Here is a 13,811-nt window from a genome sequence, read left to right as displayed (position 1 = left end):
CCTTTGTGGTTTCAAAGCGCTGTTTATCCGGGCCAACCCGGTCTGATTCTTCATTACTTCATTTTGTGGATATCCAATGTCATCCAATAAAACTCTCGCCCTGGCCCTGTGCTTCGCTATCACCGGTTGCGCACAAACCCCACAAAATGACGCAGACGGCGGCAGCTGGTGGCCGTTCGGCTCATCCGACAAGGTTGCGACCAAAGAACCGGCCCCGGCCCCGCTGAAACCTGCTGCAACAGCACCCGTCGCCAAGGCTGAAAGTGCATCCCCTTGGTACTGGCCGTTCGGTTCCGATGACGCTGCCGACAAAGTGGCCAAACCGGACGTGAAACCGGACGTTAAACCTGAAGCCAAGCCGGCCGTTGCAGCCAAGGCTGAAGCCGATGCGGGTGGCAATTGGTGGTGGCCGTTCGGCGGTAAGGAGCAGAGCACCGCCAAGGCCGTGCCGATGCCCGACCCGAAAGTCACCCAAGCCTGGCTCGACGACTACGAACCGCGCCTGCGTGAGGCGATCAAGGACAGCAATCTGAAACTCGAGCGCCGTGAAAACGTGCTGGTCGTCACTGCACCGGTAGACGGCTCGTTCAACCCTGACCGTCCAGCCATGCTGCTGCCGGTGACCCTCGGCCCGTTCACCCGTGTCGCGAAAATCCTCGAAGTCGATCCAAAAACTGCCGTGCTGGTACTCGGTCACAGTGATACGTCGGGCGCCGCTCCGGCCAACGTGAAACTGAGCCAGGAGCGCGCCCAAGCGGTGGCGGCGATCTTCCGTCTCAGCGGTCTGCAACGTGATCGCCTGATGCTGCGTGGCATGGGTGGTGAGGCTCCGCGCGCCGCCAACGACAGTTCTGAAGGTCGTGCCTTGAACCGTCGCGTCGAGCTGTTGGTGACGCCGGCAAACACCATGGTCGCGCTGCTGAGCAAGTACAACATGCCGGCTCCTGCACCCGTGAAAGCCATGGTCGCTGCGCAAGACATCAAGCCAGTGGCCAAGCCTGTGACCCCGGCGCCTGCTGCGAAGAAAGCGGCTGTGCCGGCGACGAAAAAGGCCCCGGCCAAGAAAGCGGCTGCCAAGGCTCCAGCCAAAAAAGCCGTAGTGAAAAAGACTGCGCCGGCTAAAGCCGCTGTCGACACCAAGAAAGTCGCTGTCGCCGATGACACAAAGAAGTGATTCGTTAACCAAAAGGAATGCGCCATGACCCGGCCCTTGGCAGATATGCGTCGCGATTACACCCGAGATGGCCTGACCGAGGCGCAAGCCCCGGCCGAGCCGTTCGCGCTGTTTCATCAGTGGTTTGCCGACGCGGTGAAAACCGAGCAAGTGCCGGTGGAGGCGAATGCCATGACGCTGGCGACCGTCGATCAGCAGGGGCGGCCGCATTGCCGCATCTTGCTGCTCAAGGGGCTGGACGAGCAGGGCTTCACCTTTTTCACTAACTACGATAGCGACAAGGGTCAGCAACTGGCAGCCAATCCATTGGCGGCCATGACGTTCTTCTGGCCAGCCCTGGAGCGTCAGGTACGCATCGAAGGGCGGGTGGTGAAGGTCACGCCTGAAGAGTCTGACGCTTATTATCAGGTTCGCCCTCTGGGCAGCCGTCTCGGTGCCTGGGCCTCGCCCCAGAGCCGGGTGATCGCCGATCGCGACGAACTGGAAGCGCTGCTCAAGAACACCGAGCAACGTTTCAGCGATACTCAGCCTCACTGCCCCGAACACTGGGGCGGTTATCGTTTGCTACCCGAGCGCATCGAATTCTGGCAGGGCCGTCCGAGCCGTCTGCACGATCGCCTCAACTACCGCTTGCAAGGCACCGACTGGGTTCGTGAACGCCTGGCGCCGTAAATAGCCTACCGATCGGGATACCCTGCCGCAGCGGCCGCCAGCCACTGAGGCAGGTCCCGCCGCTTGATCTTCTGCGCTTGAGCGTTCGCCAGTTGCTGGAGCATAAAGGCTCTTTTCTGTTCGTCTTTACCCGCCAGTGACAACGCCAGATCGCGGTCCATCCAGCGTTTGATCCGCACGTACAGCCACCAATGGAAGTACAAGCCGGCAACGGTCGTGACGACAATGATGAAGTAATCCATGAAAGTCCTTGGGTCTGCGGCGCAGATTTTGTAATTTGCCGCTACTGTATGTGAGTTCGAAAAAGCGCCTGTATCGGGCCTGAATGAAACCAATTTTATCCGGGCAATGCCGTGACAGGCGTCAAGCTGCGGAGTTTAATGGATACCTGTCCTATGGAGTTTGATGCTATGCGTAAGTCTGTTCTGCTGGTTGCTTCCTTTTCCACGATGGCGATGTTGCTCTCCGGTTGCCAATCGAGCCTGACCGGTGACTCCTACTCCCGTGACGAAGCGCGTCGTGTGCAGACGATTCGCATGGGTACCATCGAAGCCCTGCGTCCGGTGAAAATCGAAGGCACCAAAACCCCGATCGGCAGCGTCGCGGGCGCAGCCGTGGGTGGTGTCGGCGGTAGCGCCATTGGCGGCGGTCGCGGCAGCATCGTCGCAGCGGTCATCGGCGCTGTCGCCGGCGGCCTGATAGGCTCGGCTGCCGAAGAAGGCCTGACCCGTACGCAAGGTGTTGAAATCACCGTGCGCGAAGACGATGGCAGCATGCGCGCCTACGTGCAGGAAGTTCAGCCAAACGAAGTGTTCCGCGTGGGTGAGCGGGTGCGGATTGCCACGGTTGATGGTACGAGCCGCGTTGCGCACTAAGCGGGAATGTAGGGTGAAAGAAAACCCCGATCAGGTGAGCTGGTCGGGGTTTTGTTTTTGGCTGTGGGGTTGAACCAGAGCGTTTACTTGCTTACATAGCAACCGAGCTGAAAATCGTATTGTGGATCGTAGAATGATCGACCAACTAACGTTTCCAGTTTTGTTATCTGCTGGGAATCAAGGTCATAGCCATAGATTTCTTCTTCAGCTTCAGTCCAACTCATTATCTCCCTCAGCTGTTCAATGTTGTCTGCGGGGACGGGCACTTCGAATACCAGCGCTTCTGTTTCTTTATCAAAAGCATAAATTACGTGGTTCACGGTTCTATCCTTCTTTTCGGATCTGCCGGCTTGTTTTGATTACCTGTTTCAGCATCAAACTCACCAAGATGGCGACCTCGTTTGTCGTACATTTCTACTGCTCCATGCTGATAATCCCATTCTAGAATTCGCCCTTCAGCAGTTCTCCAGCGCATTCGGGTGCCTCTACCTTTAACCCGTGTTTTCTGTTTTGCCGGTGTGGCATCAGGAAAAGCAGTAAGCCCCTTTGGCGCCGGATGATATTTGTGGTCCGCAATACTCACCACAATATAAGCCGGCAACACCCCCGAATCCGCCGGAAACACCAGAATGAAATCCTTGTACTCAGGCGGATACACCGGGTTCACGATGATGCTGTCAGCCGCCTTCGTCGGCGGGTAAACCCAGATGTGCGGCGCTTGCGGTGCGGCTTCCAGGGCGGGGATGCCGAGGATGTTTGAACCGTCCTCGGCCGGTGTCCAGATCAGCTCAACGCCGTCTCCAAGGTCCGCCACCTGCTCACTGCCGCGCAAGGCGAATTGCGCGACATCGACCATCTCCCAGTCACGGTTTTTACCGGTGTAGAAACCGTATCCCTTGAGACTGCCGTCAGCCTGTTGCTCGACTCTGAGGCGTACGCGAGTGCGGGCCTGTTTAAGGGCGCGCAGTTGGTCTTCGGTATAGAGCGAGCTGTCGCCAAGGCTCGAAGGTATGACCAGGGCCACCAGGCCTGCCAAGGTAGCCGCGGCGGTGCTGGCCGCGACAGCGGGCAGCGCGGTGAATGCTGAGCCGGTCAAAGCAAAACTGCCGAAACCTGCCGGAACCGCAGTGCCACTGATTTTCTTGAGCGGTACAACACCGCTTTCATCGGCCTCGCGAGCACCGAGCAGGATCAGTTCGCCGTAGTCTTTCAGACTGTCAGTCGGAACAACGCCAGTGGGATTCGTGTAGTCGATGATTGCGTCGGGCAGCTTGCAGGACTTGGCGAACACGCAGCCCGCGCGGACAACGTCGTCCTTTTTCGTAGCGACTTGAAGGCTGTCTTCGAAGGCCTGCTGCCTCGCCAGCATGGTGTCGTAGGCATTTTGCCTGGCGTCCCGCTCGGCCAGTTCGGTGGCCGTCATGTAGCGGTGGGTGACGTGATGCCCATCGCCTGACGGTGGGTTTTTAACCCGAGGGATGTCCTTGTTGCCAGCCACTGATTGTCCTTTCGCTCGTCCATCGGCAACCCCTGAAAGAGGGGCTGCACGACGTTAACGAACGTGGCTAATCGTGGCTGTAGGACGAATCCTGAATGTCGCTAAGAGTGTTCTCTATCGCTCAGGAAGGCAGTGCGGGGTTCTTGCGACTCGCCGCCGCCGTCACCGCATAACCGAGCAATGCCGCCAGTATCGAGCCGGTCAGAATCCCCATTCGATCCATCCCGGCGTATTCACTGGTGCCGGGCACGAAGGCCAGGGAACCGACAAACAGGCTCATGGTGAAACCGATGCCGCAGAGGATCGCCACACCCAGCACCTGGCCCCAGTTGGCGCCTTGGGGCAGGGCGGCGATGCCGATTTTTACCGCCAGCCAGGTCAGGCCGTAGACACCGATGGTCTTGCCCAGTAGCAGGCCGACGGCGATGCCCATCGGCACGTCGTGAGTGAAGCTTTCGGCGGTCACGCCGCTCAGTGACAGGCCGGCGTTGGCGAAGGCAAACAGCGGCAGGATGCCGTAGGCCACCCACGGATGCAGGGCATGTTCCAGGGTCAGCAGCGGCGAAGGCTCGGCGTTTTTCGTACGCAGTGGAATGCAGAAGGCCAGGGTCACACCGGCCAGCGTGGCATGCACGCCGCTCTTGAGCACGCAGACCCAGAGGATCAGCCCGATGATCATGTACGGCCCGAGCTTGACCACGCCGAGTCGGTTCATCCCGATCAACGCCGCGATGCAGGCTGCGGCCAATGCCAGGGACAAGGTCGACAGTGCTCCGGAATAGAAGATCGCAATGATGATGATCGCGCCCAGGTCGTCGATGATCGCCAGGGTCATGAGGAACAGTTTCAGCGACACCGGCACGCGTTTGCCCAACAGGGCCAGTACGCCGAGGGCGAAGGCGATGTCGGTGGCGGTCGGAATGGCCCAGCCACTCAGGGCGGACGGGTTGTCGCGGTTGAGGAACCAGTAGATCAGCGCCGGCACCACCATGCCGCCAATCGCCGCCGCGCCGGGCAGGACGATCTGCGAGGGTTTCGACAGTTGACCGTCGAGGACTTCGCGTTTCACTTCCAGGCCAATCAGCAGGAAGAACAGGGCCATCAAGCCGTCGTTGATCCACAACAGCAGCGGCTTGGCGATTTTCAGCGCGCCGATCTGAGCCACCACCGGGGTGTCCAGCAGCCCGCTATAGAGCCATGACAGCGATGAATTGTTGATGATCAGGGCGAGAGCGGCCGCGGCGATCAATAACAGACCGCTGGCAGCTTCCAACTGAAAGAAATGCGTGAACGTGCTACGCAGAGGCAAGGTCGCTCTCCATCGATGAATTCAAAAGGTGGCACACCCTAACCCGTACCGTTAGTTGTTAAAACAAAAGTTATATTCTTTTTTGTTATATGCCGTTACAACGCGGACGGTCAGCAAAGGCGAGCCTAGCAGTTGCCGGACGTATTGGACCTCAGCTGTATCTGTGCATGATGTAGGTTCTTTCCTAAGCTTGTGGGCTGAGCCTTGCGACAAGGCCGACTCTTTGCCTGATTCAACGAGAAAACCATCATGAGCGACAACCGACAGTGGGCCCGCGAAGCCATCCGGATCATCGAAGCCGACTTCCAGCGTAGCGCCGATACCCACCTGATTCCCTTGCCGCTACCGGGGTTGCCAGGTATCGAGTTGTATTTCAAGGATGAGTCGAGCCATCCCACCGGAAGCCTGAAACATCGGCTGGCGCGCTCGTTGTTTCTCTACGCCCTGTGTAACGGCTGGCTCAAACCCGGTGCGCCGGTGATCGAAGCCTCCAGCGGTTCGACGGCGATTTCCGAGGCGTACTTCGCCCGGATGCTGGGGTTGCCGTTCATTGCGGTGATGCCCGCGACCACGTCCAAGGAGAAGATCGCGCAGATCGCTTTCTACGGTGGCAAGAGCCATCTGGTGGACGATCCGACGCAGATCTACGCCGAATCCGAACGCCTGGCTCGCGAGCATGACGGGCACTTCATCGACCAGTTCACCTACGCCGAACGCGCCACCGACTGGCGGGCGAACAACAACATCGCCGAATCGATCTTCCAGCAGATGCGCTTCGAGCAACATCCGGAACCGAGCTGGCTGATTTCCAGCCCCGGCACCGGAGGCACTACCGCGACGCTCGGCCGTTACGTGCGCTATCGCCAGCACTGCACCCGCGTGTTGTGCGCCGATGCCGAGCGTTCGGTGTTCTTCGATTACTACCAGACTGGCGATGCCAGCTTGCGCCTGGATTGCGGATCACGGATTGAAGGCATTGGTCGGCCACGAGTGGAAGCGTCGTTCCTGCCCAAGGTGATCGATGCGATGGTCAAGGTGCCGGACGCCTTGTCGCTGGCGGCCATGCACTATCTGGCGCAGCGTTTGGGTCGGCATGTAGGCGGATCAAGCGGCACCAACCTGATTGGCGCGCTGATGGCGGCGCAACAGATGAAGGCGGCGGGGGAGTCGGGATCGATCGTGGCGATTCTGTGCGATGGCGGCGAGCGCTATGCCACCACCTATTACGATCAGGCCTGGCTCAAGGCCCAAGGGTATGAGTTGAGTGGTTTGATGGATGCCGTGGCGGCGAGTGTCGAGCGCGGCGAGCCGTTGCCGGCCAGCGTGTTGCGCGCAAACATCTGACTCACCGAAGATCAAATGTGGGAGCGGGCTTGCTCGCGAAAGCGGCGGGTCAGTCGACAACGATGCTGACTGATCCGCCGCTTTCGCGAGCAAGCCCGCTCCCACAGGGTTTTGCGTTGTTTCAGGAGTTGCCGGTCAGGCCTCGAGGCCAAGGATGTCTCGGGCCACCGCTTCGGCGATGCGAATCCCGTCGACACCCGCCGACAGAATCCCGCCCGCATAACCCGCGCCTTCACCGGCCGGGAACAAGCCCTTCACGTTCAGGCTTTGCATCGACTCGTTACGGGTAATCCGCAGTGGCGATGACGTGCGCGTCTCGATTCCGGTCAACACGGCGTCGTGCAGCGAGTAGCCACGAATCTGCTTCTCGAACGCCGGCAAGGCTTCGCGAATGGCTTCGATGGCGAATGCCGGCAAAGCCAGTGCCAAATCACCCAAGGCAACGCCCGGCTTGTAGGACGGCTCGACGCTGCCCAACTCGGTCGATGGCTTGCCTGCAATGAAGTCACCGACCAATTGCGCCGGCGCTTCGTAATTGCTGCCGCCCAACACAAAGGCGTGGGATTCCAGACGTTCCTGCAACTCGATGCCAGCCAGTGGGCCACCTGGGTAATCGACTTCCGGGGTGATCCCGACAACGATCCCGGAGTTGGCGTTGCGCTCGTTACGCGAGTACTGGCTCATGCCATTGGTGACCACGCGGTTCGGCTCGGAGGTCGCCGCCACCACGGTGCCGCCCGGGCACATGCAGAAGCTGTAGACCGAACGACCGTTGCTGGCGTGGTGCACCAGTTTGTAGTCGGCAGCGCCGAGTTTCGGGTGCCCGGCATATTTGCCCAGGCGCGCGCGGTCGATCAGCGATTGCGGGTGCTCGATGCGGAAACCCACCGAAAACGGCTTGGCTTCCATGTACACGCCACGACCGTGGAGCATGCGGAAGGTGTCCCGGGCGCTGTGGCCGAGGGCCAGGATCACGTGTTTGGAATGGATCTGCTCGCCGCCATTGAGCTCGACGCCGATCAGTTGGCCATCTTCGATCAACACATCGGTGACGCGCTGCTGGAAGCGCACTTCGCCGCCCATGGCGCGAATCTGCTCCCGCATGTTTTCCACTACACCGGTCAGACGGAACGTACCGATGTGCGGTTTGCTGACGTAGAGGATTTCTTCCGGCGCGCCGGCCTTGACGAACTCGTGCAAGACTTTGCGACCGATGAATTTCGGGTCCTTGATCTGGCTGTAGAGCTTGCCGTCGGAGAACGTACCCGCGCCGCCTTCACCGAACTGCACGTTGGATTCGGGGTTGAGCACGCTTTTACGCCACAGGCCCCAAGTGTCCTTGGTGCGCTGACGCACTTCGGTGCCACGTTCGAGAATGATCGGCTTGAAGCCCATCTGCGCCAGCAGCAGCCCGGCGAAGATCCCGCAGGGGCCGAACCCGACCACGATCGGGCGCTGGCTCAGGTCGGCAGGCGCCTGGCCGACCACTTTGTAGCTGACATCCGGCGCCACGTTGACGTTACGGTCATCGGCGAATGTGTGCAGCACCGCCGCCTCATCGCGAACGTTGAGGTCAATGGTGTAGATGAAGCACAGTTCGGAGGACTTTTTGCGCGCATCGTAGCTGCGCTTGAACAAGGTGAAATCGAGCAGGTCATCACTGGCGATGCCCAGGCGCTGCACGATGGCAGGGCGCAGGTCTTCTTCGGGATGGTCGATCGGCAGCTTGAGTTCGGTGATTCGTAACATGACGGGATCCGGTTCGCGGGGCGCACAACTGCGCCAAGGCGTTTGAAGCCCGCGATTATAAGCCTCAAAGGATGATTCCCGTGAGGCAAAAACGATCAGTCGTCGCGCGATCCGCCAAAATACCCACAGCCACGTTGCACCTGGCCATCGATGCGCAGCTCGGCGCTCATGTGCTGCACGCTGCCGGTGCTGCTGTCGACGCAACGTTGCGGCGCGACCCAGAGCTCGATGCGCTGGTTATTGGCTTCGGTGCTGAGATTGAAGCGGCCATCGCCCAGTTGCTCTTCAACGTACGGCAGGGCCAGGGGCGGCTGACCGGCGCGGTCGATGACCATGCCTTTGCCGCTGACTCTGACGTTCCATTCCGGGCCATGGCCGGCGGCGCGCAGCGTCAGCTGCTTGAAATTGGGATCGTCGCACGCCGTGCCCGAGCGTTCGACGCGGTACAACTGCTGCAGATCGAGCTGGTTGTCGGAGATCCGGCCACGTACGTCGGCGAACAGCTTGCCCTGATCATCGGCCAGGGTTGCGGCCTCTTGCAGGACGCTGGTGCCACCGCTGTCGTTGACCACCAAACTGCGTTGCTCATTGCATGGCTGGAACAGTAACTTGCCGTCAGCGGCCGTCAATTGGCCCTGCAAGCGGGTCTGGCCCACATGGGAAGCGCTTTCCCGTGGGCCATCAAGCAACTGGCAGGCGGCGAACAACGGAAGCACGGCAACAAGTACCAAGGAACGGGCAACACGCATCTTTGAGTCTCCTGACAAGTGTCGCCACGTTACTTAGCCTGACCGTTCATCACAACCTAAGAGTTGGACTTGTCGAAGATCCGAAGCCGGCGCAAGCAACATTCGGCTTTACTTCAGGCACTGAGGCGAAAGGAATTAGGGCGTAACCTTGTCGGCGTTTTCGTTGAAAGGAGGTTTTATGAGGGGAATAGGGAAGCTGCTTTTTTTGGCGTTGGGAATGGCTGGAGCGCTGCAGTGCCTGGCGGCAGAAATCGCTTTTTCGTCCGGGTCGGATTTCACCGAGATGAGTCTTGAACTCAGGAGGGCGGGTGATATCAATCCGCAATCTATCGGGCTTCAGGTTACGCTGAGTCCTGATGCGCAGCGTCGCTTGGCGCAGATGACGCGTGAGGAAATGCATCAGTCGTTGACGCTGTTCATCAATGGGTTGCTGGTATCGACCACGACGATTCAATCGGTAATCGAAGGCCCAAAACTGGCGATATCTGTACCGCGCGAGATAGCCCGCAATCTGGTACCTACGCTGCTGGAGCCTTCTGTACCTTAAGGCGACGCTGAGGCAGCGCCGCACTTGGGGCTTGTTCAGCCAACGCGGTAGGTCTGGCCGGTCTGCAAGCCTTCCACGCTTTTGGCGTAGGCCAGCGCCACTTCGGCGGCGGGAACCGGTTTGAAGCCACGGAAGTACGGAGCATAACTGCCCATGGCTTCGACCAGCACGTTCGGGCTGACCGAGTTGATGCGCAGGCCGCGCGGCAGTTCGATCGCCGCGGCACGGACGAAGCTGTCCAGGGCGCCGTTGACCAGGGAGGCCGAGCTGCCGGTACGAATCGGATCGTGGCTGAGGATGCCGGTGGTGAAGGTGAATGACGCACCGTCATTGGCGAATTCCCGGCCGATCAGCAGCAGGTTCACCTGACCCATCAGCTTGTCCCGCAAACCGAGCTCGAAGTCTTGTTCGGTCATGGTCGCCAGCGGCACGAAGTTGACGCTGCCGGCGGCGCAGATCAGCGCATCGAAGTTGCCGGTCTGTTGGAACAATTTGCGGATCGAGGCGCTGTCACTGATGTCGACCTGAAACTCACCGCTCTTGCGGCCGATACGGATGATTTCGTGGCGCTGGGACAGTTCATGGTCAATGGCCGAACCGACGGTGCCAGAGGCGCCGATCAAAAGAATTTTCATCGTGATGTACCTGAATGGGTTGGATTTAAATTTAAGTTTAGAGTGGTTTTTTCCATAGATAAGCGGGCTAATAGGCAACCTTTGGTTTTCAAATGGAAACAATCCATGAGCGAAATGGACGATCTGGCGGCGTTCGCGGTGTTGATCGAGGCGGGCAGTTTCACCCTGGCCGCCCAGCAATTGGGTTGCAGCAAGGGGCAACTCTCCAAGCGCATTAGCCTGCTGGAAACGCGGTTCTCCGTGGTGTTGCTGCAACGCACCACACGCCGCTTGAGCCTGACGGCGGCGGGCGCGGCGTTGTTGCCGCAAGCCCAGGCACTGGTGATTCAAGTCGAGCGAGCACGTCAGGCCTTGGCGCGGTTGAAAGACGACATGGCTGGCCCGGTGCGGATGACGGTTCCGGTTTCATTGGGGGAGACCTTCTTTGACGGCGCGCTGCTGGAGTTTTCCCGGCAATACCCCGAGGTGCAGATCGAACTGGAGCTCAACAATCACTACCGCGACCTGTCCCGGGACGGTTTCGATCTGGCAATCCGCTCGGAAGTGGCCAACGACGAACGCCTGGTCGCCCGCCCGCTGCTGGCCTGGCACGAGATGACCTGCGCCAGCCCCGCGTACCTGGAGCGATTCGGTGAACCACTGACGCCTCAGGCACTGGCCGAACACCGCTGCCTGCTCAACAGCCATTACAGCGGTCGCGAAGAATGGCTCTATCACCAACAGCACGAGTTACTGCGGGTGCGAGTGTCGGGGCCGTTCGCCAGCAACCACTACAACCTCTTGAAGAAGGCCGCGCTGGCGGATGCGGGCATTGCGCGTTTGCCATCGTATTTGCTGCAAGAGGAATTGGCTGACGGGCGTTTGCGCTGGCTCCTGCGCGATTATCAGACTCGCAGCATGCCGATGTACCTGGTGCACCCGTATCAAGGCGGTTTGCCGAAGCGCACCCAAGTGCTGGCGGATTATCTGATCGGTTGGTTCAAGCGCAGTGGCGAGGCGTTGGATCGGCTTCAGCGGTAACGTCTCACCACGCACCCCCCCTGTGGGAGCGGGCTTGCTCGCGAAAGAGGTGTGTCAGCCAACATATCTGTTGAATGTGATACCGCTTTCGCGAGCAAGCCCGCTCCCACATTAGTTCTTTATCGTCTGGAGGTCTGAGGTAGGGATCAGCGGGTGTAACGCTTGGCAATCAAATGATCAATCGACAATTTGCCCGGCCCGGTCGCCATCAAGTACAGCAACACCGCAGCCCAGGTGCCGTGGGTCGGATAAGCATCGGGGTACACGAACAGCTGAATGGTCAGGGTCATACCCAACAGCGCCAGAGCCGAAAAGCGGGTGGCGAAGCCGATCAGAATCAGCATCGGAAAGAAATGCTCGGCAAAGGCCGCCAGGTGCGCCGCCAGTTCCGGGGAGAGCAATGGCAGGTGATATTCGCTCTGGAACAACGGGATGGTCGAGTCCGCCAGCCTTGGTACGCCGAGTTGAAACGTGCCGTCGATCAAGTCGATGGCCAGGCCTTCCACCTTGGTCTGCCCGGACTTCCAGAACACCGCGGCAATCGAAAAACGCGCGATAAAGGCGATCAGGCTGTGGGGGATTTTTTCCAGCCACTTGATGGCGCGGGCGATGGGGTTGTGATGGAGGTTCATGGCGATACCTTCTGGTGTAAATGGGTGATGACGTTGTGGCTGATCAGCAGCGCCAGGGTTTGGCCGAGGTCGAAGTCGGGCGCTGTTTCCAGCGCTTGGGCCAGAGGCTGGCCGAGTCGCAGGTTCTGAATGAAGGTGCAGGCGCCGTGGTCGATGGCGAAAACCTCAACTTCCAGACCATTGCGCAACACCAGCGCGTTTTGCCCATGGCCGAGGTCGATCCCGGCCAGCGTCGCGTCCTGTTGATGCGCCGCCCAGATCGCAACCACGGCAAAAGCTGAAGTCAGCAGATTCAGGGAGGGATGAAACCCGACCGTCAGCTCGCTCAGCGCCTGCGGGTCCGACAGCGCGGCGGCAATCTGTTCATGGCGCAAGGGCTGAGCGTCGGCGGCGTGATAGGCCTGAACGCGCAACCGCTCCAGCCGCGCTATGTCGGCCAGATAAGGCACGCTGGCTGCCGGTTCAAAGCTGTCGATGAACTCGGCGAAGTCCTTGCCGTAATCGTTGATGAGTGAGCCTTGGGGCGGGTAACTCTGCACATACAGCCCCGCCATCGCCCGAAAGAACTCATCGCCCACCAATTGCGAAACCACTGGGTAACTGTCGGCCAAGGCGTTGATCAGCGAGCTCTGCACATTGTTGCGATACACCGCGAAACGGCTGGCGGGATCGGCGCCATTGGCACAGAACAAACCGTCGGGGCAGGGCCGTTGCGGATCGAGCAGGGCGGCGGCAAACGCGGCTTGAGTGCTCATGATCGGCTCCCCGCGCAATGCAGCAACTCATCAGCCTGACGGGCTTCGGCGTGCAGCACGCTGAAGGCCGGTAATTGGTTGTCGCGCTCGATCAACGTGGCGACCGGGCCGACCCGCTCCAGCACCCGCGAGTACAGCGCCCACACTGCGTTATCGATGGGCGCACCGTGATCGTCGATCAGCAGACGGTCGCCGAGGCTGTCGGTGTCTTCGGCAAACCCGGCCAGATGAATCTCTCCCACCGCCTGCAGCGGCAGCGCGTCGATGTAGGCCAGCGGATCCCTTTGGTGATTGATGCAGGAGACGTAGACGTTGTTGACGTCCAGTAGCAGCCCGCAGCCGGTGCGGCGAATGACCTCACTGATGAAGTCGGCTTCATCGATTGTCGAGCGCTGGAACGCCAGATACGTCGCCGGGTTCTCCAGCAGCATCGGGCGTTTGAGGGCGCTCTGCACCTGATCGATGTGCTCGCAGACGCGGTTCAGCGTCGGTGCATCGTAGGCCAGGGGCAGCAGGTCATTGAGAAACACCGGGCCATGACTGGACCAGGCCAGGTGTTCGGAAAAGGATTGGGGTTGATAGCGCTCGATCAGCGCGGCAAGCCTTTGCAGGTGCTGAAGATCCAGTGGACCTTCGGCACCAATAGACAAGCCAACGCCGTGTAGCGATAGCGGATACTGCTCGCGAATCAACCCCAGAAAATGATGAAACGGGCCGCCGGCCACCATGTAGTTTTCGGCGTGGACTTCGAAGAAACCGATGTCCGGTTGTGCACCGAGCACTTCACGAAAGTGCTCGGTCTTGAGCCCCAGCCCGGAGCGGGGCGGGAGCCCGGAGAATGAATTGTTCATG

16 protein-coding genes are annotated in these 13,811 nt (G+C 59.9%); 6 read left to right on the top strand and 10 right to left on the bottom strand.

Translation table 11 applies throughout. From position 1 onward, the window contains the following. Window positions 1–76 precede the first annotated feature (76 nt). Window positions 77–1,174: an OmpA family protein gene (locus ACQKPC_RS17980; RefSeq protein ID WP_427625759.1), complete on the top strand. Its 1,098-nt coding sequence runs from the start codon at window positions 77–79 to the stop codon at window positions 1,172–1,174. A 24-nt stretch (window positions 1,175–1,198) separates the two neighbouring features. Then, complete coding sequence (gene pdxH, locus ACQKPC_RS17975) at window positions 1,199–1,846, top strand: pyridoxamine 5'-phosphate oxidase (RefSeq protein WP_427625758.1); 648 nt, start codon at window positions 1,199–1,201, stop codon at window positions 1,844–1,846. 5 nt (window positions 1,847–1,851) lie between these two features. Here the strand turns inward: pdxH and ACQKPC_RS17970 are convergent, their stop codons facing one another. Further along, window positions 1,852–2,088, bottom strand: a complete 237-nt coding sequence (locus ACQKPC_RS17970) for a hypothetical protein (protein WP_063342689.1) — start codon at window positions 2,086–2,088, stop codon at window positions 1,852–1,854. A 168-nt stretch (window positions 2,089–2,256) separates the two neighbouring features. On the opposite strand from ACQKPC_RS17970, the gene ACQKPC_RS17965 reads away from it, so the two are divergent. Next, window positions 2,257–2,721, top strand: a complete 465-nt coding sequence (locus ACQKPC_RS17965) for a glycine zipper 2TM domain-containing protein (RefSeq protein ID WP_218398330.1) — start codon at window positions 2,257–2,259, stop codon at window positions 2,719–2,721. An 83-nt stretch (window positions 2,722–2,804) separates the two neighbouring features. Here the strand turns inward: ACQKPC_RS17965 and ACQKPC_RS17960 are convergent, their stop codons facing one another. The 3 genes from ACQKPC_RS17960 to nhaA all read right to left on the bottom strand — a co-directional run bounded on the left by ACQKPC_RS17960 (window position 2,805) and on the right by nhaA (window position 5,528). Further along, on the bottom strand, window positions 2,805–3,041 hold the full coding sequence (locus ACQKPC_RS17960; protein WP_427625757.1) for a DUF7683 domain-containing protein: 237 nt from the start codon (window positions 3,039–3,041) through the stop codon (window positions 2,805–2,807). After that, on the bottom strand, window positions 3,038–4,219 hold the full coding sequence (locus ACQKPC_RS17955; RefSeq protein WP_427625756.1) for an S-type pyocin domain-containing protein: 1,182 nt from the start codon (window positions 4,217–4,219) through the stop codon (window positions 3,038–3,040). The genes ACQKPC_RS17960 and ACQKPC_RS17955 overlap by 4 nt, the downstream gene beginning before the upstream one ends. A gap of 121 nt (window positions 4,220–4,340) precedes the next feature. Beyond that, window positions 4,341–5,528, bottom strand: coding sequence for a Na+/H+ antiporter NhaA (nhaA, locus tag ACQKPC_RS17950; RefSeq protein ID WP_427625755.1), 1,188 nt, complete (start codon window positions 5,526–5,528; stop codon window positions 4,341–4,343). Window positions 5,529–5,774: 246 nt separating this feature from the next. Here nhaA and ACQKPC_RS17945 point away from each other — a divergent pair, with 246 nt between their 5' ends. Then, on the top strand, window positions 5,775–6,872 hold the full coding sequence (locus ACQKPC_RS17945; protein ID WP_427625781.1) for a PLP-dependent cysteine synthase family protein: 1,098 nt from the start codon (window positions 5,775–5,777) through the stop codon (window positions 6,870–6,872). Window positions 6,873–7,007: 135 nt separating this feature from the next. On the opposite strand, the gene ACQKPC_RS17940 is transcribed toward ACQKPC_RS17945, so the two are convergent. Both ACQKPC_RS17940 and ACQKPC_RS17935 read right to left on the bottom strand, forming a co-directional pair. Beyond that, entirely contained in the window at window positions 7,008–8,621 is a 1,614-nt protein-coding gene (locus ACQKPC_RS17940) for an NAD(P)/FAD-dependent oxidoreductase (protein ID WP_427625754.1), read from the bottom strand. Window positions 8,622–8,716: 95 nt separating this feature from the next. Beyond that, window positions 8,717–9,370, bottom strand: coding sequence for a COG3650 family protein (locus ACQKPC_RS17935; protein ID WP_427625753.1), 654 nt, complete (start codon window positions 9,368–9,370; stop codon window positions 8,717–8,719). A 148-nt stretch (window positions 9,371–9,518) separates the two neighbouring features. On the opposite strand from ACQKPC_RS17935, the gene ACQKPC_RS17930 reads away from it, so the two are divergent. Continuing rightward, a complete protein-coding gene (locus ACQKPC_RS17930) occupies window positions 9,519–9,917 on the top strand; it encodes a hypothetical protein (protein ID WP_427625752.1) in 399 nt (132 codons plus the stop codon). 35 nt (window positions 9,918–9,952) lie between these two features. On the opposite strand, the gene ACQKPC_RS17925 is transcribed toward ACQKPC_RS17930, so the two are convergent. After that, window positions 9,953–10,552, bottom strand: coding sequence for a short chain dehydrogenase (locus ACQKPC_RS17925; protein WP_007906681.1), 600 nt, complete (start codon window positions 10,550–10,552; stop codon window positions 9,953–9,955). 105 nt (window positions 10,553–10,657) lie between these two features. On the opposite strand from ACQKPC_RS17925, the gene ACQKPC_RS17920 reads away from it, so the two are divergent. Then, complete coding sequence (locus ACQKPC_RS17920) at window positions 10,658–11,572, top strand: LysR family transcriptional regulator (protein WP_427625751.1); 915 nt, start codon at window positions 10,658–10,660, stop codon at window positions 11,570–11,572. A 146-nt stretch (window positions 11,573–11,718) separates the two neighbouring features. Here the strand turns inward: ACQKPC_RS17920 and ACQKPC_RS17915 are convergent, their stop codons facing one another. The 3 genes from ACQKPC_RS17915 to ACQKPC_RS17905 are packed head-to-tail and all read right to left on the bottom strand — an operon-like array spanning window position 11,719 to window position 13,810. Then, a complete protein-coding gene (locus ACQKPC_RS17915; RefSeq protein ID WP_427625750.1) occupies window positions 11,719–12,204 on the bottom strand; it encodes a DoxX family protein in 486 nt (161 codons plus the stop codon). Beyond that, complete coding sequence (locus tag ACQKPC_RS17910) at window positions 12,201–12,959, bottom strand: DNA-binding domain-containing protein (protein ID WP_427625749.1); 759 nt, start codon at window positions 12,957–12,959, stop codon at window positions 12,201–12,203. Before ACQKPC_RS17910 ends, ACQKPC_RS17915 begins: the two co-directional genes overlap by 4 nt. Beyond that, a complete protein-coding gene (locus ACQKPC_RS17905) occupies window positions 12,956–13,810 on the bottom strand; it encodes a DUF692 domain-containing protein (protein WP_427625748.1) in 855 nt (284 codons plus the stop codon). Before ACQKPC_RS17905 ends, ACQKPC_RS17910 begins: the two co-directional genes overlap by 4 nt. Between the last annotated feature and the right edge of the window lies 1 nt (window position 13,811).

Origin of the sequence: Pseudomonas sp. NPDC089918, from assembly GCF_050280605.1 — a bacterium.
GTDB lineage: Bacteria > Pseudomonadota > Gammaproteobacteria > Pseudomonadales > Pseudomonadaceae > Aquipseudomonas.
The sequence above is the reverse complement of the archived record's forward strand: the minus strand, read 5'-3'. Positions and strand labels throughout refer to the sequence as shown.

Bases quoted from the DNA above. Each gene is read 5' to 3' on its own strand.
- ACQKPC_RS17980 (WP_427625759.1), top strand. From the start codon at position 77: ATGTCATCCAATAAAACTCTCGCCCTGGCCCTGTGCTTCGCTATCACC.
- pdxH (WP_427625758.1), top strand. From the start codon at position 1,199: ATGACCCGGCCCTTGGCAGATATGCGTCGCGATTACACCCGAGATGGC.
- ACQKPC_RS17970 (WP_063342689.1), bottom strand. From the start codon at position 2,088: ATGGATTACTTCATCATTGTCGTCACGACCGTTGCCGGCTTGTACTTC.
- ACQKPC_RS17965 (WP_218398330.1), top strand. From the start codon at position 2,257: ATGCGTAAGTCTGTTCTGCTGGTTGCTTCCTTTTCCACGATGGCGATG.
- ACQKPC_RS17940 (WP_427625754.1), bottom strand. From the start codon at position 8,621: ATGTTACGAATCACCGAACTCAAGCTGCCGATCGACCATCCCGAAGAA.
- ACQKPC_RS17935 (WP_427625753.1), bottom strand. From the start codon at position 9,370: ATGCGTGTTGCCCGTTCCTTGGTACTTGTTGCCGTGCTTCCGTTGTTC.
- ACQKPC_RS17925 (WP_007906681.1), bottom strand. From the start codon at position 10,552: ATGAAAATTCTTTTGATCGGCGCCTCTGGCACCGTCGGTTCGGCCATT.
- ACQKPC_RS17920 (WP_427625751.1), top strand. From the start codon at position 10,658: ATGAGCGAAATGGACGATCTGGCGGCGTTCGCGGTGTTGATCGAGGCG.
- ACQKPC_RS17915 (WP_427625750.1), bottom strand. From the start codon at position 12,204: ATGAACCTCCATCACAACCCCATCGCCCGCGCCATCAAGTGGCTGGAA.
- ACQKPC_RS17910 (WP_427625749.1), bottom strand. From the start codon at position 12,959: ATGAGCACTCAAGCCGCGTTTGCCGCCGCCCTGCTCGATCCGCAACGG.
- ACQKPC_RS17905 (WP_427625748.1), bottom strand. From the start codon at position 13,810: ATGAACAATTCATTCTCCGGGCTCCCGCCCCGCTCCGGGCTGGGGCTC.